The sequence below is a fragment of the Neobacillus sp. CF12 genome (assembly GCF_030348765.1).
Taxonomy (GTDB): domain Bacteria; phylum Bacillota; class Bacilli; order Bacillales; family Cytobacillaceae; genus Neobacillus.
The window spans coordinates 5678072-5696246 of record NZ_JAUCEU010000007.1; the positions used below are offsets into that span (position 1 = coordinate 5678072).

At 37.4% G+C, this 18175-nt stretch carries 20 protein-coding genes; 15 read left to right on the forward strand and 5 right to left on the reverse strand.

Features of this window, described 5'->3' with window-relative positions; translation table 11 throughout:
* Window positions 1-12 precede the first annotated feature (12 nt).
* The 7 genes from QUG14_RS27305 to QUG14_RS27335 all read left to right on the forward strand — a co-directional run bounded on the left by QUG14_RS27305 (window position 13) and on the right by QUG14_RS27335 (window position 4815).
* Window positions 13-855 (forward strand): ComEC/Rec2 family competence protein, encoded by an 843-nt coding sequence (locus QUG14_RS27305; RefSeq protein ID WP_289343609.1) that lies wholly within the window; start codon window positions 13-15, stop codon window positions 853-855.
* Between the two features lie 34 nt (window positions 856-889).
* A complete protein-coding gene (locus QUG14_RS27310) occupies window positions 890-1060 on the forward strand; it encodes a YpmA family protein (protein ID WP_289343610.1) in 171 nt (56 codons plus the stop codon).
* 86 nt (window positions 1061-1146) lie between these two features.
* Window positions 1147-1620: a cell wall elongation regulator TseB-like domain-containing protein gene (locus QUG14_RS27315; RefSeq protein WP_289343611.1), complete on the forward strand. Its 474-nt coding sequence runs from the start codon at window positions 1147-1149 to the stop codon at window positions 1618-1620.
* A gap of 26 nt (window positions 1621-1646) precedes the next feature.
* Window positions 1647-2840, forward strand: a complete 1194-nt coding sequence (locus QUG14_RS27320) for a pyridoxal phosphate-dependent aminotransferase (protein ID WP_289343612.1) — start codon at window positions 1647-1649, stop codon at window positions 2838-2840.
* Window positions 2841-2967: 127 nt separating this feature from the next.
* On the forward strand, window positions 2968-3672 hold the full coding sequence (locus QUG14_RS27325; protein WP_289343613.1) for a DnaD domain-containing protein: 705 nt from the start codon (window positions 2968-2970) through the stop codon (window positions 3670-3672).
* Between the two features lie 71 nt (window positions 3673-3743).
* Complete coding sequence (gene nth, locus QUG14_RS27330) at window positions 3744-4406, forward strand: endonuclease III (protein ID WP_289343614.1); 663 nt, start codon at window positions 3744-3746, stop codon at window positions 4404-4406.
* Entirely contained in the window at window positions 4399-4815 is a 417-nt protein-coding gene (locus QUG14_RS27335) for a YpoC family protein (RefSeq protein WP_289343615.1), read from the forward strand. The genes nth and QUG14_RS27335 overlap by 8 nt, the downstream gene beginning before the upstream one ends.
* 18 nt (window positions 4816-4833) lie before the next feature.
* Here the strand turns inward: QUG14_RS27335 and QUG14_RS27340 are convergent, their stop codons facing one another.
* Window positions 4834-7377 (reverse strand): penicillin-binding protein 1A, encoded by a 2544-nt coding sequence (locus QUG14_RS27340; protein WP_289343616.1) that lies wholly within the window; start codon window positions 7375-7377, stop codon window positions 4834-4836.
* A gap of 47 nt (window positions 7378-7424) precedes the next feature.
* Window positions 7425-8036 (reverse strand): Holliday junction resolvase RecU, encoded by a 612-nt coding sequence (recU, locus tag QUG14_RS27345; protein WP_289343617.1) that lies wholly within the window; start codon window positions 8034-8036, stop codon window positions 7425-7427.
* A 183-nt stretch (window positions 8037-8219) separates the two neighbouring features.
* Between recU and QUG14_RS27350 the strand changes: the two genes are divergently transcribed.
* From QUG14_RS27350 to QUG14_RS27360, 3 genes are all read left to right on the forward strand, one after another.
* The gene (locus tag QUG14_RS27350; protein WP_289344251.1) at window positions 8220-9194 is read left to right on the forward strand and encodes a DUF2515 family protein; all 975 of its coding nucleotides are present in this window, start codon (window positions 8220-8222) and stop codon (window positions 9192-9194) included.
* 337 nt (window positions 9195-9531) lie between these two features.
* A complete protein-coding gene (locus QUG14_RS27355) occupies window positions 9532-9789 on the forward strand; it encodes a hypothetical protein (protein ID WP_289343618.1) in 258 nt (85 codons plus the stop codon).
* Between the two features lie 392 nt (window positions 9790-10181).
* Window positions 10182-10538, forward strand: coding sequence for a DUF1798 family protein (locus tag QUG14_RS27360; protein ID WP_289343619.1), 357 nt, complete (start codon window positions 10182-10184; stop codon window positions 10536-10538).
* Window positions 10539-10594: 56 nt separating this feature from the next.
* Here the strand turns inward: QUG14_RS27360 and yppF are convergent, their stop codons facing one another.
* On the reverse strand, window positions 10595-10804 hold the full coding sequence (gene yppF / locus QUG14_RS27365; protein ID WP_289343620.1) for a YppF family protein: 210 nt from the start codon (window positions 10802-10804) through the stop codon (window positions 10595-10597).
* Between the two features lie 185 nt (window positions 10805-10989).
* Here yppF and QUG14_RS27370 point away from each other — a divergent pair, with 185 nt between their 5' ends.
* On the forward strand, window positions 10990-11565 hold the full coding sequence (locus QUG14_RS27370; RefSeq protein WP_289343621.1) for a YppG family protein: 576 nt from the start codon (window positions 10990-10992) through the stop codon (window positions 11563-11565).
* 78 nt (window positions 11566-11643) lie between these two features.
* Here the strand turns inward: QUG14_RS27370 and QUG14_RS27375 are convergent, their stop codons facing one another.
* Window positions 11644-12126 (reverse strand): Hsp20/alpha crystallin family protein, encoded by a 483-nt coding sequence (locus tag QUG14_RS27375; protein ID WP_353961095.1) that lies wholly within the window; start codon window positions 12124-12126, stop codon window positions 11644-11646.
* Between the two features lie 116 nt (window positions 12127-12242).
* Window positions 12243-12941 (reverse strand): Crp/Fnr family transcriptional regulator, encoded by a 699-nt coding sequence (locus tag QUG14_RS27380; protein WP_289343622.1) that lies wholly within the window; start codon window positions 12939-12941, stop codon window positions 12243-12245.
* A gap of 119 nt (window positions 12942-13060) precedes the next feature.
* Between QUG14_RS27380 and QUG14_RS27385 the strand changes: the two genes are divergently transcribed.
* The 4 genes from QUG14_RS27385 to QUG14_RS27400 all read left to right on the forward strand — a co-directional run bounded on the left by QUG14_RS27385 (window position 13061) and on the right by QUG14_RS27400 (window position 18161).
* On the forward strand, window positions 13061-15337 hold the full coding sequence (locus QUG14_RS27385) for a DEAD/DEAH box helicase (RefSeq protein WP_289343623.1): 2277 nt from the start codon (window positions 13061-13063) through the stop codon (window positions 15335-15337).
* 16 nt (window positions 15338-15353) lie between these two features.
* Window positions 15354-16610: a ribonuclease H-like domain-containing protein gene (locus QUG14_RS27390; RefSeq protein WP_289343624.1), complete on the forward strand. Its 1257-nt coding sequence runs from the start codon at window positions 15354-15356 to the stop codon at window positions 16608-16610.
* 431 nt (window positions 16611-17041) lie between these two features.
* Complete coding sequence (locus QUG14_RS27395; protein WP_289343625.1) at window positions 17042-17500, forward strand: CotD family spore coat protein; 459 nt, start codon at window positions 17042-17044, stop codon at window positions 17498-17500.
* Window positions 17501-17603: 103 nt separating this feature from the next.
* Entirely contained in the window at window positions 17604-18161 is a 558-nt protein-coding gene (locus QUG14_RS27400; RefSeq protein WP_289344253.1) for an SLOG family protein, read from the forward strand.
* Window positions 18162-18175 lie beyond the last annotated feature (14 nt).

The following is an 18175-nucleotide window of genomic DNA, read 5'->3' on the forward strand; positions in this document are numbered from 1 at the left end:
GGAGGTATGTGTATGAGAAAATTATTACTTGTAGCAGCAATCTTTTTTCAATTGACTTCGATCGGAAGTGCCTCTTCTTTAGAATATGGTAATGTGGAAAGTGTCGATTTAAATTTGAAAGACCATGAGATTGCTGTTACTTTTCTGGGATTAGATGACGGTGAGGCGACCCTTATTCAAGGTTCCACTGGAGAAAATATTTTGGTTAATACCGGTGGAGAAGAAACAAGTGAGGAATTACGGGAAGTGCTGGGGACATATGGTGTGAAAGAAATTTCAACCATAATCATCACAGATACTCAAAATCTATTTGTTGATGAACTTACACAAATTATTTCACAATATAAAGTTAGGCAATTGATCTCAACACCTGAAATTGCAAATGAATTATCTGGAATTACAGAAGTAGAAATAGTTCCTTGGAAAGAAGGGACAACACAGGTCCTATTTCCTGATTTATCTGCAGAGGTTCTTTTTGCAGGAAGAGAAAAGAATGAGGGGATAGATTTTACGCTGCAATTTTTTAAGCATCGTCTATTTTTGATGACATCCTCTAGTCAACGAGTGGAAGAGAAATTATTAACGAAAAACCTAGATGACGTTACAATTTTTAAGGTACCTAACTGGGCTAAGGAAGATTCTTTATCGGAGAAGTTGATTCAGTATGTGAACCCACAAATTTCGATTCTCTTTGAATCCGAGGAACATCAACCCGACCCTGATATCATCTATGACTTGCAGGATACATGGTCAGAAGTCTTTTTTACAAAAAAACATGGTACAATTACAATTAAATTTACTGAAAATAACTATGAAGTATTCACCTTTCCAGTAGAAAAGGAAGACTATAGCTGATATTATTGCTTTAAAGAGATAAAGGAGGAATAGTATGGAGTCAAAGATAGAAGTCCTCTCCACTGTAAAACTTCAGCATAGTCCGGACTTATATAAAATTGTTGATGCTCTCAATCGAACATTAAAACAACAGGACTTGATGTTCGGATTGGCACTTGACCAAGAAGATCAAAGTAAAGCAGTTTTTACCATTTATCGTACATAAAGATGTAAAGCGAAGGCGACTGTCCACCTTTGACGGATTGAAACCACCGAAGAGTTAGGAGCCGTAGCTGGAAGAAGTGGAGTACAATGAAAAAAATTATTTTATTTCTAGTATTAATTATCGTTATTTGTGTTGGGGTATTTATTAAAGTATATGCAAGTGCCCAAGAGCCTCTAAAGGCTGCTGAAGAAAAGGCAGTTTCTTTGGCAAATGAAAAGGTCAAGTTAAGTGAAGTAGAGGATTTCCATATCTATCATGGAAATGAGACTGTTAGTGTCCTTGAGGGGAAAAATAATAAGGGTGAAAATATCATCGTATGGATTCCAGAAAAGAGTAAAAAAGTAATCTGGGACAAACGGAAAAATGGTATATCTAAAGAGGATGCTGTTCAAAGATTGTTGGATGAAAAAAGTCCACAAAAGATTATCTCTGTAAAATTAGGAATGGAAAATAATATCCCATTATGGGAAATTTATTACCGTTCTGAAAATAATTTAATAAATTATTATTATGTACATTTTAAAACAGGTGAATGGCTAAAAAAAATCGAAAATTTATAGTTTCATTGGAGCAGGAGGAATAAAAAATGGTGGTAAATTTAGCAAACAGAGTAATGGCGCTTACACCGTCAACAACCTTAGCGATTACAGCAAAGGCAAAAGAATTAAAAGAACAGGGCGAAGATGTAATTGGATTAGGTGCGGGTGAGCCCGATTATAACACTCCGCAGCATATTTTAGACGCGGCTGTACGGTCCATGAATGAAGGACATACGAAGTACACTCCTTCTGCAGGCCTGCCAGCTTTAAAGGCTGCAATCATTGAAAAATTAGCAAGAGACCAAGGTCTTACTTATAAACCAAATGAAATCATTGTAGGGAACGGAGCAAAACATGTTTTATATACGCTGTTTCAAGTTCTCTTAAATGAAGGTGACGAAGTTATCATCCCAACTCCTTACTGGGTTAGCTATCCTGAACAAGTTAAATTAGCGGGTGGTATTCCGATTTACGTGGAGGGATTAGAGTCACAGCAATTTAAGATTACACCTGACCAATTAGAAGCGGTGATTACGGAGAAAACAAAAGCCGTTATCATCAATTCGCCAAGTAATCCTACAGGTGTTATTTATTCCGCTGAGGAACTGCAGGAATTAGGCAGATTATGCCTTAAAAGAGATATTTTAATTGTATCTGATGAAATTTATGAAAAACTCATTTATGGTGAACATAAGCATGTATCAATTGCACAGCTTTCTCCGGAGTTAAAGGAGCAGACAATTGTTATCAATGGAGTTTCTAAATCACATTCCATGACAGGATGGCGGATTGGATATGCTGCAGGAAACAGGGAGATTATAGAGGCAATGACTAACCTAGCGAGTCATAGTACTTCAAATCCAACAACCACTGCTCAGTATGCTTCTATTGCGGCCTATAATGGCCCGCAAGAGCCAGTTGAAGAAATGCGTCAGGCGTTTGAACATCGATTAGAAGTGATATACGATAAGTTAGTTTCAATTCCAGGCTTTACCTGCGTCAAGCCTCAAGGTGCATTTTATTTATATCCAAACGCAAAAGGCGCTGCGCAAATTTCAGGATACCAAGATGTGGATGCATTTGTTGAAGCGCTGCTTGTTGAAGCGAAGGTAGCAGTCATCCCAGGTTCAGGGTTTGGTACTCCCGATAATATTCGTCTTTCATATGCAACGTCTCTAGACCTGCTAGAAAAAGCAGTAGCAAGAATAAAGGATTTTGTTGAATCAAAACGTCAAGCATAAAATATTGGTTTTCTAGGAGAAAGTCTGCATTTGCAGGCTTTTTGCTTTTCTAATAATATCTGGATATTTCAATCCTCTTACTGTAAGAGGTTGTTCATGTTATACTAAGCAAGAGGTGTCGTAAAGAATGAAAACAAATATATTATCATGGCTTCAGGAAGGTAATATAACGGTTCCTGCTGTATTATTTTCTGAGTACCGAAATATGAATCTTAATGAATATGAGCTTGTTCTTTTATTAAATATTATCTCTTTTATAGAAAAGGGAAAGGACTTCCCTACCCCAGAAGAGCTTTCCTCGCGAATGACGATTACGATTTCAGAATGCAACGAAATGCTGCGCAGATTAATTCAAAAAGGATTTATTCAAATAATAGATGAATATTCAACAGAAGGAATTCGGTTTGAGAAATACTCTGTAGAGCCCTTGTGGGAACGACTGGTAGAACAGTTTTTAATGAAAAATAAACATACTCAAGAAGTTAGCAAAAAAGCAGACGAAAGTGATCTTTACACATGCTTTGAGAAGGAATTCGGTCGTCCCTTATCCCCATTTGAGTGTGAATCACTCGCAATGTGGATGGATGATGACCACCATGATCCCATTATCATAAAGGCAGCATTGCGAGAATCGGTCATGTCGGGAAAGTTAAATTTCCGCTATATTGACAGGATTCTTTTTGAATGGAAAAAGAACGGCATTAAAACAATTGAACAGGCGAAAAATCATGGACGAAAATTCCGTCAAAAGCAAACACCTAATCGAACTGCTCAAGACACTCAAACGTCTACAACCAATACTGGACCCTTCTATAATTGGCTTGAGCAATAAAACCTATTAAGCGGGAGGGAATTTCCTCTCGTTTGTTTCCATTTATAACTATTTGGCAGGTGAAAATTATTATGTTAAACAATACACAAATTCGTTTTTGTTTAGATAAAATGGGCGAAATGTTTCCGGACGCACATTGTGAACTTACCCATTCAAATCCCTTTGAACTCGTGATTGCAGTGGCATTATCTGCCCAATGTACAGATGTCCTTGTAAACAAAGTAACAAAGGATTTATTTGTAAAATACAGAACACCAGAGGATTATTTACGTGTACCTTTAGAGGAGCTGCAAAATGATATTCGTTCCATTGGACTTTTTAGAAATAAGGCCAAGAATATTCAAAGCCTGTGCCGCCTGTTACTTGATGAATATGATGGTATTGTACCGAGGGACCGTGATGAATTAACCAAACTGCCAGGTGTAGGCAGAAAAACGGCAAATGTTGTGGTGTCTGTCGCTTATAACATACCTGCTATCGCAGTGGATACACATGTGGAGAGAGTAACTAAGCGCCTTGGAATATGTCGATGGAAGGATTCTGTTCTCGAAGTGGAAAAGACTTTAATGAAGAAGGTACCAAAGGAAGAGTGGTCTGATACCCATCACAGATTGATTTTCTTTGGACGGTACCATTGTAAAGCCCAAAACCCACAATGTCCAACCTGCCCATTATTAGAGGTGTGCAGGGAAGGGAAAAAGAGAATGAAGGGTAGGGAAGTCGTGAATGGATAATCAACTAATCATCCCTTTTTTAGAGGAATTACAGTTAGAAGTTACAACAAAAAATAGTAGTGACTCAATTACACTCCTTTTAACTGAATGGAAAACGATAAAAGCTGAACTTGAGATTCTTTATCGAAACCGTGATAAAAAAAACACACTGCATGTGATGAATAAAGGAATTGGTTTGTTTCTCCTATTTTTATTTTGGTCCAATGATAGTCATGTTAAGGTAAAAGAACTTAAACCATTAGACTCTTTAGAGATCATCCCAGTTAATCTTGATGAAAGATTAGGCTTTATTATTAATAGACCCAATTTGTTTCATTCTTACCGTCAACTTTCTGAGTTAATGATGGAACAAGAAAAATTATATGCAAAAAAGAATATTGTAAAAAAGCGTCTAAGCCAAAAGGGCTAGACGCTTTTCTTAGGTTTCTTAACTACTTCTATTACTATTACCGCTCCCATTACCGTTTCCATTACCATTCCCAGGCTCTGTGGATTCAGGTTCCTCACCATTACCGTCTCCACCGCCATCACCTTCATCGTTGCCGTTCCCATTACCGTTCCCATTACCATTGCCATTACCTTCATCATTTTCATCTTCCTGTTGCGGCAAAGGAATGTCGACTGTGGTTGTGACAGGGTCACTTCTCTTGCCATCAATAATCGCAATGATTGTAATACTATACTTTGTGCCTGGTGTCGGATTTTGAAGCGTAACAACTCTTTCTGAAAGTGTTGATGTTTGTGGTTTTACACCATCTGAAACTGTAACCTCGAATTGAACGGAGGCATTTTCAGGATTGCTATAATCCCATGTCAGGGTTATGACATTTTTTTCTGCATCATAGATAGCTTTTGGATTGCTAGGACCATTAATTTTGTTAAATTTCTCTGACACTGTTTTTGGTGCATGACCTTTCACGGCATACTCAATAATAACCTCGCTATTTGGAGTAAAATCACTTGCTAATGCTGGCGGTTTTGACCCCTTTTCAATCCTAACCTTTTGGACGCTATCTGGAACAGGGAAATCAGGCGTCTGGATATCCTTTGACATATATTCCATTAAATTCTTAAAGATTAATTGTGCGATTTTTTGATCAGCCCCCGGTTGAATAGGGGTTTTTAGATTGGAATAACCCGTCCAAACGGATGCGGTATAGTTAGTTGTGTACCCTGTAAACCATGCATCAGGGACAACCCTGTTACTTGTAATATTCCATTCTTTCATTTGTTGGTCTGAATAATTGGTAGTACCTGTTTTACCAGCAATCGGCAGTCCTGGAACTTTGGCTGCTGTGCCAGTACCCGGAGAAACCATAACACTCTTTAACATATCTGTAATCATGAAAGCAGTAGAATCCTTCATGACAACCTTGGATTCTGGTGCAGTGTCCAGGGTAGTACCATCTCTTAGTACAATCTTTTTCACTGCATATGGCTTCGTATACGTTCCGTTATTTCCAAATGCACTATATGCTCCAGCCATTTGGAGAGGTGAAACACCGACTGTTTTTCCTCCAAAACCACCAATCGCATAGGATTCAAAAATTTCCTTTAGTGGTATTCCTAAGTTGATAGCAAATTCTTTTGCCTTTTCTAAACCAACCTGCTGAAGTGCCTGAACGGCAGGGGTATTTCTAGAATACTGCAAGGCAGTCCGCATTGAAATTGCTCCCATATACTTATCATCCCAGTTACCAAACTCTTGACCAGTTGAATACTTAATCGGTTTATCATCAATCGTTTGATAGGTGCCCCAATTTAGAAATTCAATTGCAGGAGCATAATCAAGTACTGGTTTTATCGTTGAGCCAGGCTGACGCTTTGTATCAATTGCATAGTTAAAGCCGCGGCTAACCTCTTGGTTTCGTCCTCCGCCTATTGCACGAATTTCACCTGTTTTGGTATCAATAAGAGCAATTCCTGCTTGAAATTCAGCATCTGGATAGTTTATGACTTCATCTGAATTAAGAATAGTATTCACATGTAACTGTGCATTTCTATCGAGTGTCGTGTGAATGGTTAACCCATCAGAGAAGATATCAAAGTCTCCTTGATCCTCGACTTCCTCAATTACTGCGTCGACAAATGAATCAAATGGCTTTTCGTCTCTAACTCTATCCTCTACTTTAACTAATGTAGCTGTTACCGGAACGCTTTTTGCTTCATCCATTTGTTCTTTCGTGATATATCCATGCTGCTCCATTAGCATTAAAACAATATTACGTCGTTTTTCTGCTAAATCTGGATGCTTAAATGGATTGTAATTATTAGGACTTTGCGGCATTCCAGCTAGCTGTGCAGCTTCTGGCAGGGTAAGCTCTTTTAATTCTTTGCCATAATAGATTTTTGCAGCTGTCGCGAGTCCATGACTGTTTTGAGATACATAGACTTTGTTGACATACATTTCAAAGATTTGATGTTTTGTATATTTTTGTTCCAGCTGATAAGCCATCCATGCTTCCTGTACTTTTCGCTTCAAGGTTTTCTCTGGAGTTAAAAACGAATTTTTGATGACCTGCTGTGTAATCGTGCTTGCGCCTTCAGAACCAAAACCTTCACGGAAATTGGCTACAACGGCTCCAGCCAAGCGGATAGGGTCCAAACCATGGTGTTTATAAAATCGTACATCCTCTACTGCTAAAACGGCATCTTCAAGTAGTTTTGGTATGTCCTTATAGTTTACATATTCCCTGTTTTCCGAACCAACTTCTGCAATTAGTTCGCCATCTTTATCTAATACTTTAGAGGAGATGGGATCTTTTAATAATTTCGGATCAAGTTTTGGAGTATCCTTTACTAAATAAGCAAAGGTTCCAACGCCAGTTAATATACCAATAATTCCAAGGGCAACAAGTGATAAAAATATCTTCTTAAAAATCCCACTAGGTTTTTTCTTTGCTTTTTGTTTTCCTTTGGATTTTTGGAGTTTTTTTCGGCGCTCCTCTCTCGATTGAAATTCTTCTGCCATGATTATTTCCTTCCTTTCATACTTCAATCAAACTTTTTTCTTTCTTCCTATAATTGATAAAGAGTATCGATTATTTTAATATAGTCAATTCTGGGTTGAAATCCAAGCGGAATGTATACACCTATTTCCTCGATTTCTTCCTTCGTAATTGATTTTCTGCCTCCATTTTGCATTCTTCCCCAAAAAGAAAACAAGTGTTTTGCTTCTAAAAAATATACTTGTTCAACCTTGGAAAACCGGAGAATAACAAAACAAATGCCACCCTGTGAAACAACTTCCTGCATATGATCGATTTGATGTTGATGAAAGTTTTTCAATGGAAAAGAAGTTGTATTTGCTGTTTCCTTCGCTTCAAAATCAATGTACCTGCCTTTATATACACCATTATAATCAGTGGTCGAAGCTTGTTTAAAATATGCTTCTTTAATGACAGCAGCGCTTCTTTTAGGGTAATCTACTTGGACAATTTGAACGGGTGTAGGTTTTTTATGAATGCATGCAATTTTTCTCTCGCGGTAATAATCATTCGTATCGTTCAAATCATCTTCGAGGGTCATTCCTCTATTGCTAAAGGAATGGTTGCCTTGTTTCTTTTCTTTGGACTCTAATTCATTACTTTTAGGGATGTACCTTTTTCCGTTTGGATAATTAAAATTCATGATAAGCACCTCATTTTGCTATTACTTATCATATCAAATCTAATCGTTATAGGGTGTATAAAATTTATTACAAAACAAACGCTAATATAGATAATGTACCTTGACTGTAACAAAAGTGCATGATTCATTTTACATAAATCACCCATTCTCAAAAACTACCTATTACGAAAGTCGTTGATGAATATGAATCATCTTACAATACATGAGATTGAGACCATCAGTCAAATTAGAACTGAAACAGATAAATTGAATCTTGACAATATTTCAAGGACTAATGCCTACTTCTCTTATTTTAAAAAGAACCCCGATATTATTTGGTCATTCCTTGCTAGTATGGTATCAAGGAATGGAGGATGGAATATGTGTGATTTAGAGGGACATGTCTTTCGAGAAATCTTAGAGCCAAGTACAAGAAAAGACCTGTTCCTTACTTTTGAACGAGTCAATTGGTTGATTTTCCACGATGTTTATCCTCAATTACTCGTCTATCAATATTCGACGAAAATCAAGCGTCCAATGTTTCATCTCCTTCCATACTTTAAATGTTCGGGATTTATTCAAAGGGAATGGGAGAGGTACTGGAAGGAAGGAAATCGAGAGCGTTTGACAACCTCGTTAATCATCAATGAGCAAAACGTTATTCATGCACCCGTTATTGGGCATCCCGTTTACAGGAAGCGGGTTTTCCGTTCGTGGATATTTAATGTTCAAGATTGGCTCCATTTCAGTTCTGTCCTTTTTCCTACATGTGGGGGAGAATTATATGGTGCAAGTGTAAATGGCTTTAAGTCACTTGCTAAACGAATTAATCTTGGAAAAAGATTAGCAAGAATCTTGACCCATCCACGGTTATTCCCATTATTTTTCGAGTTTGCGGATAGAACTCCGCATACTGGATCGCGATTTGATTATGAACAGTATTTTAAAACAAGGACAAATCGTAAAACACCGATATTAAGAGCCACCTTTCCTATTATAGAACATAAACATTATCAATATGAGGATTGGAGCAAGGAGAGAGTGATTTCCCCTGCATGGCTTCATTTCCCTGCAAGACATCACCATACGATTCATTTAACAGATTGGTACTTTGAAAAATCCAATCAGTTGGATTTAATGCTGGCGTTACATAAAGCGTCACATATAAAGAAAATATAAGAAGCAAGGCATGCGCCTTGCTTCTTATTGCTGTTCATTATTCAGCCGGACGGTTAGGTCCTTCAAGCTTTTTATCTCCATAGCCAACTTTATTTTCTGCTTGAGTTGCACCGGATTTTTTGTTTTGTTTCTTTTTTGACATTATCAACACCTCCATTTTTAGCTTGTTCGATTTTTTATTTTTCATGCGAAAATAAGGGTAGTGTCGAATAGAAAGGGAATAAGTGCCAAATTGCACTTTCTTTGACGAATAGCTTCTAGTTTTGTCAAAGGGGAAGGAAGCCTAAAAAAGAAAGAGAATAGTACATTATATAAAAGCGAGGAGGTTCTTAATTTGATGAATTCGTCATTGCCAGAAAAGGAAAAGCTGCTTTCTATGCTGACAGAGATATATGATCAATTAGAAGAATTGGAGATTGTTTTAGAAGCATCTTTCTCCGACCTTCGCATGCAAATGAATAATGAGGAGCAACAAAAATTAACAGCACCCGTCCAAAGACTCTCTAAGCTTGAAAAAGAATTAGATAGAATAAACCCAGCAACAGAAAATAGCAATTCAGTAACAAGAGCACTAAAACTTGAAATGGGCTTTTAAAAACCGATAAAATAAAAATAGAAAAAATGGAGTAGCTTTATTTTAAAAGCTGCTTTTTATTTTGTAGTCTGTGTTAATGCTAAATAGTGATTTTGGTACTCTGATGATTTTCGCGGAAGGCACGAAGACTCCTCGAAAATGCTATCGCATTTTCTTCGTGCGTGGGCGAATTCGAGGATTTAATTCAATGTCCTGCGGGAGGGCGGGGCAGGGGGGACCCCGCAGGTGCTTAAGCGCCGAGGAGGCTCCCCGAACCGCCCGCGGAAAGCGAAGTGCCTCGTGACAGGCAGAGACCGCCTGTCACTTCGGTGCTTATTCAAAGAAGCTTTCCTTAGTGGAGCGAAATCAACAGACCAGTTAACACAGACTAAACTAGAAAGGAAAAACTGGCGATGTCTGAGGAAATTCTCCAATTAACAAAAAAGCTGCTACATTATAACCAGTCATTTCTTGAATACTTTGAGGAAGCTCGGGAGAAAGGGACCACACATGACTTTCATGCGGTAATATTACCTTTTGCAAATGAGGTAAAGAGTACTTCGCAAGAATGGAGTACATTGATGAAGAACTGGCTTAAAAATAGTCCACAAAAGCATCTTCATCTAAAACAAATCGATACCACTTTAGATCATATAGAACAACTATCCATACAGGCATTTTTTCCGAAAACAAGCAAATCAAGATTTTTAAATGCAAATCGGACAGTCGAATTTTTCCTATTAGAGATAATAAGGGAATTAGAAAATTAAAATAGAGATGCAGTTTGCATCTCTTTGTAAAGGGCTTGTCTCGTTGTTTTTTTATTTCATGAATTTTCGATGAGGGAGTCTTCCTTATAATCGTCAGGAATTACAGCGCCTTGCGCTTCGAGCTCACGAACAAGAAGACGATATTCTTTAATGTTAATCTCGTTGTGAATATAAGCTTTCTTAGCAAAATCCATTAATGCATTTACATCATCAGTACTATAGTCCCGACTTTGATTAAATTTGCTTTTAAGTGAGCGAATGTCCATATGTAACTCCTCCTTCATCTTTTTCTTATCGTAACATGAAAAAAAAGGATTCCTAGTTTTTAAAATATTTAAACTTTAGACAAAATTCCCTGCATTTTGACATGACATCTATATGAAAAATATGCACCCTTCCCATCCGTGAAACATAGTTTGTAGTAATGAAAACGCGGAGGAGATGTTTGCCCATGTACGGTAGAAATAGATCAAATTATTATTTAAATCATGGATACTTGGGGCAAATGAATTACAGGGAACCAGGTTATTATCAATCACATTATCAACCTGTCCCACGTAATCAGCCATATCATTACCAAGAAGAACAAAGCATGGAATGGTATCCATATCAACAACACAACCCTTACTTTCAACAGTCCTTTCAACAACCATATCAACCACCATATCATCCATATGAATCGACCTTTCAGCCTAGTGGAAATCTTTTGCAAATGCCTAATCCAACGGGGTATTATCCTCCTAAGGATGCACAATTCCTATTTCAAAACCCACTGCAGCCCAAGGAAGAAATGACACCAAATCCATATATGCAGCAAATGAACGGCTACAGTGTGATGAATCCTTATCCAAAATCAAGTGGAATGCTGAAACAACCTGGGGGAATTCAATCTCTTATGAATTCATTTAAATCCCAGGATGGGACAGTAGACGTTAATAAAATGGTCAATACAGCGGGGCAAATGGTAAATGCAGTAACACAGGTGTCCTCGTTGGTCAAAGGGCTAGGTGGAATATTTAAAGCTTAAAAAAGTAGAAAGACGGCCGGAAAGCCGTCTTTCTTATTGGAGATTTGTCGAAAAATATTTGAGGTTACTTTTTGAGCCTTAATCCTCAATATTTATCGTTGTTCCTCTAACTAATGGAATGGTAATGGTAAGTAGGCCATCGCGGTAAGAGGCTTTAACCATTTTTTCATTAATCATAACAGGTAATGAAATAGTTCGGGACAACCTTTGCTGTGAAACTCTTTTTTGAAATATATGATTATTACTATCTTCTTTTGTTTCACTTTCATTATTTTCAATTGAGATCGTTAATTGATTTGGTAAGATATTTAGACGTATTTGCTCCTTTTTTATCCCAGGCAACTCTGCGGCAATAATGTAATTATCCTCATTTTCCCGAACTTGAACAGGAAAAGCTCCACTTGGAAATGGATTACTGAAAAATTCGTCAATGGATTGAAGAAACCCCTTAACTGGTTTCTCATGAATTAAGTCATTCATGGTTCTAAAAATATCACGAAACTGCTCTGGTTTCATTTTTTTATTATTATTTTGGTCACTTGGAGGCACGGATGACATCATGCTTTCCCTCACTTTCCAAATTTTCTCACCATATCATATGCACTAGGCTATTGTTTGTGCTCGACATTCATTCGAGATAGAAAAAACCGCAGCTACCAACCGCTGCGGTTTTTCCATTATATTAAATTAATTTCTGAAAGAAGGACATCTATATCTAGGAGCATATTTCCATGGTCATCTACTTCAATTAGTTCATCCTTTTTCATTTTTGTCAGCGTTCTGCTAATGGTTTCACGAGTCGTTCCAATCATACTGGCCAAATCACGGTTGGTAAACTCAGACTTAAGAAGAATCGTCCCATCCTCTAATTCCTTTCCATGCTTTTGCCCAAGGCGAATGAGGAGTTTGATTATTTGCTCATATGTATTGTTAAGGATTTGTTCTTCTAAACGATTCTGTAAATCAACAATCTTTTCTCCGAGCACTTTAAATACTTTAATGCTAAGTTCGGGATACTCAATGAGAACACTTTCAAATTTTGAAATAGGTACTGCAATAAGCGTTGAAGGTTCAAGGACTTCGGCGTAAGCAGGGTAACTGCCTTTTCTAAAGAAACCTACGTGAGGAAACATTTCACCCTTTTTCATGATGGCAACAATTTGCTCTTTTCCATGAATATCACTTTTGTATACCTTGATTTTTCCGTCATAAATAAAATAAACATTTTCTAACGGGTCTCCTTGAAGAAAAACATGACTTTGCTTTTTCCATTCTCTTGCAATGGAAATATTGGCAATTTTTGTTAGTTCGTAATCATCTAATTCCCTAAAAAGCATGAACTCAGAAAGCACCTTCTTAATATCCTCAATTCTCATGCTAACCTCCACAGACGAAATAAAATATCTTATACTATTGTAACAGACAAACAAATAATATTTAATATTCTTTTTTTGCGAACGTTTATTCGCTATAATAAAAGTAATGAGGTGATATCATGAAACTAAAAAAAAACCTACAAGAAATTCTAGCTGATTTAAAAATCAATGACAATTTCAAAGAAAATATAGTAACTTGGAAGACATTAGAAGCAAAAGAAGCGCAAACGGTGTCTCTTCCAGATAATCTTCATACGGCATTAAGAGATTCACTGAAAAGTAAAGGAATAGAGAGGCTATATACGCACCAAAAAACAGCCTATGAGAATATCATTGCGTGTAAAAGTGTTGTAGCTGTTACACCTACTGCTTCAGGAAAAACACTGTGTTATAATCTTCCGGTTTTACAAAGTATCTTATCCAACCCGAACGCTAGGGCACTTTATATGTTTCCGACAAAAGCCCTTGCACAGGACCAGAAAAGTGAAATCAATGAGATTATTCAGGCTGCAGGTATTGATATCAATAGTTATACCTATGACGGTGACACACCTGCAAATATACGTCAGAAAGTCCGTAAAGCTGGACATGTTGTCATAACAAATCCTGATATGCTTCACTCAGCCATCCTTCCTCATCACACGAAATGGGTTTCACTCTTTGAAAATCTTAAATTCGTTGTCATTGATGAACTTCATACGTATCGAGGTGTTTTTGGAAGTCATGTTGCCAATGTCATTCGCAGGCTAAAACGAATCTGCACCTACTATGGCAGCAATCCGGTTTTTATCTGTACATCTGCAACAATTGCGAATCCACTCGAACTAGCACAAAAGTTAACGGAAGAAAAAATGGTCCTGATAGATAATAATGGTGCTCCAAGTGGTATGAAACATTTTCTTTTTTATAATCCGCCAATTGTTAATAAGCCATTAAACATTAGAAGAAGTGCAACGCTTGAAGTACGGAAAATTGCAGGTGAATTGTTAAAAAATAAAATTCAAACGATTGTCTTTGCTAGAAGCAGAGTTCGGGTTGAAATTATTTTAACGTATCTACAGGAATTGGTGAAAAATCAATTAGGACCTAAATCGATTATGGGTTACCGAGGTGGTTATTTACCAACAGAAAGAAGAAAAATTGAAAAAGGGCTGCGATCTGGAGATATCTATGGTGTTGTCAGTACAAATGCGTTGGAGTTAGGAGTCGATATTGGTCAGTTGCAGGTTTGCATTATGACGGGATATCCAGGAACCATTTCTAGTGCCTGGCAACAGGCAGGGAGAGCGGGAAGAAGACATGGGGAAGCACTTGTCATTATGGTTGCAAGTTCAAGTCCACTTGATCAATATATAATCCAAAACCCAGAGTATTTTTTTAATAAAAGCCCCGAGACGGCAAGGATTAATCCTGATAACTTGATTATATTAATTGATCATATGAAGTGTGCTGCATTTGAACTTCCTTTTAAAGTTGGTGAGCAGTTTGGGGAAGTTGGAACAGAGGATTTACTTGAATATCTGACAGAGGAACGCATCCTTTATCAGAACGGTGATAAATGGTTTTGGATGAATGATTCATTTCCAGCCCATAATATTAGTTTGCGTTCTGCTTCACAGGAAAATGTTATCATTGTTGACCAATCAGATATCGCTAATGCGAGGGTGATTGGGGAAATGGATCGGTTCTCAGCCATGACGCTTCTGCATGATGAAGCAATCTATCTTCATCAAGGAACACAGTTTCAAGTGGAGAAACTTGATTGGGAGGAAAAGAAGGCATTTGTACGGGAAGTTGATGTTGATTATTTTACAGACGCTAACCTCGCTGTACAACTAAAGGTGTTGGAAGAGGACAAGCTTAATAGATTTGAATCCGCCGAAGTTGGCTATGGAGATGTCAGCGTTAGAGCAATGGCAACCATTTTTAAGAAAATCAAATTCGAGACCCATGAAAATATTGGTTCAGGACCGATACATCTTCCAGAAGAAGAACTTCACACGAGTGCTGCATGGATTTCATTAAATAAATCGTTTGCCGAAATGGGGCATGAGAGATTAGAGCAGGGTCTTGTTGGCACAGCACATGCATTAAATAATATTGCTCCATTATTTGTAATGGCAGATCCACAAGATATTCATGTAATACCACAGGTGAAGGCAGATCATAATGAAAAGCCAACTATATTCTTTTATGATCGTTATCCTGGCGGTATTGGATTAAGTGAAAAAATTTACTCAGGTATGAATGTAGTATTTTCAGAAACGAAAAAGATGATTGATCACTGTCAATGTCAAACCGGGTGCCCATCCTGTATCGGGACAGATACTGTCAGTGAGTCCGCAAAAAATGATACATTAAATATAATAGACGCATTTTTACATTCTTCCGATTAAATGAGGTTGTTCAGAAATGTCATTGAAAAATAAATTGAATCGGTTAAAACCACATTTAACTGGGGGGGCAAAGGGAGTTAACCACCATAATGCTTCTCCTGAGACAACAAGAATTGAGATACCTTTTCTATCTAAATGGGAAAGTGATAATGTGACCCCCTATTTTTTGGATAAGGATTACTGCCTGATTCGTGAAGTAAAATATCCATTGTCACAAAAACATGGTCATTATTTTTTTCATGATTTCCTTACAGCCGTTGAAATCTGGAATAAGCAGCCAATTAGTCATCCATTATCAGCAGAAGGGCACCGTGCGGAAGAATTATTCTTTTTTGATACAGAAACGACAGGACTTGGCGGTGGAGTAGGGAATACGATTTTTTTACTTGGATACGCCAGTGTAATCGGTGAAAATCTTGTTTTAAGGCAGCATATTCTCCCGCATCCAGGGGCTGAAGTTCCTTTATATCAAAGCTTTCTAGAGCAGGTAAACTATAAAACATTAGTCACTTATAATGGAAAATCCTTTGATTGGCCGCAAGTAAAAACCAGGCATACCCTTGTAAGGGATCATGTTCCAAAGTTGCCTGCTTTTGGACATTTTGATTTGTTTCATGCAGCAAGGAGACTATGGAAACATAAATTGGACCGGCTGAAATTGGCGGTGGTCGAAAAAGATGTCTTAGGTATCGAACGTGAAGATGATATACCAGGTTATTTAGCTCCAATGATTTATTTTGATTTCATTGAAAGTAAACAGCCGGATGGAATGCTTGGAATCATTAAACACAATGAAATTGATATATTATCTCTTGTCACATTATATACCCATCTGACCTTTCAACTTTGTGGGATGGATGACAGCCGAACAAGAAAAGAATCATTTGAAGTCGGAAGGTGGTACGCTTCATTAGGGGAAAAGGATGAGGCTGCAAAGGTATTGACGAAACTTATAGATGGCAGTGATTTTACTTCTCTACAAGCAAAGCTGGCATTAGCCTATCAATCTAAAAAAGAGCAAAACTGGGATATTAGTTTATCCTTATTTTTAGAGGTAGCTGACGCTAGAAATCCACGACTGAGTATTGAGGCATGTATAGAAGTTGCAAAAATATATGAGCATAAGATAAAAGATTACAAGCTTGCTTTAGATTATTGCCTAATTGCTTTGGAGATTGTGGGGGACACAAAGGCTCCAATCCAAAAACCTCGGCAGCAGCTAGAAAACAGACTGAACCGTTTAGAGAGGAAATACGCTAATTTTCCCAGTTAACTCTGTTTTCTTCGATCATCGATTATTTGTAACAAAAATTTCACAATTATTTACCCGGAAAATGATAATCTCATATTGTTTCTTATGGTTGAACGTTGTAAAATATTAAACTGTGAGTAAAAAACGACTATAAAACAATAATGGGGTAGATACTATGTATAAAGCAATCTTGTATTTATTTTTTATTGTCGTTTGTTTGACTGCAGTACTTTTTTCAAGCTTAAAAGATAACTTATATTCGATGCTATAAAAGTAAAAGCGCCTTTTGCGAATAGACGCTTATCACTATGCAAATGAGTTAGACGATTGTCTAAGTGAAGTTAATCTTAATTAGATATATGAAAAATAGGTATTTTCATTAGTACAAGAATTACTCTCCTATCATAGGCTGTTAATGTAAACAGATTAAATATTCGAAGGGAGAGTTTATATTGTATCTTGGAACTAATTTTGCGCCGCCAGTCATTCATCCGACTAAACAAATAGTAAACCACACTTTCTCAACAACAGTGGTACCGCACATTCATCCAACACATACAACAACTATTAATCATCATATGTTCCAGCATAAACACTATTGTCCTCAGACAGCTTCTTGTGCACAGGATTGTTGTCATCAACATATTAACTGCTGTGGAGGCGGTATGCCGGCACCTGCGCCGACTGCTGTTGCTGGAGCTCAAAGCAATGCATTACCTCCTGGAAACAACATGCCGCCTAATATGGGACCAGGCATGATGGGACCGGGTATGGGACCAGGCATGATGGGACCAGGTATGGGACCAGGCATGATGGGGCCAGGTATGGGACCAGGCATGATGGGACCAGGTATGGCTCCAGGAATGGGACCAGGTCAATTCCCACCTCGTCCGCGACGTTTCTTTGGATAATCAAAAAAACAAGGGCAATTTGCCCTTGTTTTTTTGTGTTATTTTGATATGTTTATAAAAAAAGATGGTGCTCATCTACCAATTAAGGAGAAGAATAACCTTGATTAAAGTTTTAGCAGTATCAGGTTACAAACCATTTGAATTAGGAATTTTTAAAAATGACCATCCTTCGGTTATGTTTATTAAAGCGGCATTAAAGAAAGAGTTAATACCAATGATTGAAGATGGATTAGAGTGGGTACTAATTAGTGGACAACTCGGTGTTGAACTTTGGGCAGCAGAAGTTATATTTGAACTAAAATCAGAATATCCTGAAGTAAAGTTGGCTGTTATTACACCTTTTTTAGATCAAGAGGCATCCTGGCGTGAGAACAACACAGAATGGTATAAATCTATCCTTGCACAGGCAGATTTCATTGATTCGGTAACGAAAAAAGGGTTTGAAAAACCATGGCAATTCTGCTTAAAAAATCAATTTTTTATTGAAAAAAGTGACGGATTGCTCCTTTTATATGATCATGAGAAGGAAGGAAGTCCAAGATACATATACGAAATGGCTATTCAATATCAAAACAAACATTCTTATCCTATCCAGTTGATTACATTTTATGATTTACAAGTAATTGTTGAAGAAGAAGAGTTAAAACGTTCAGATTTTTGAACAATTATAGGCTA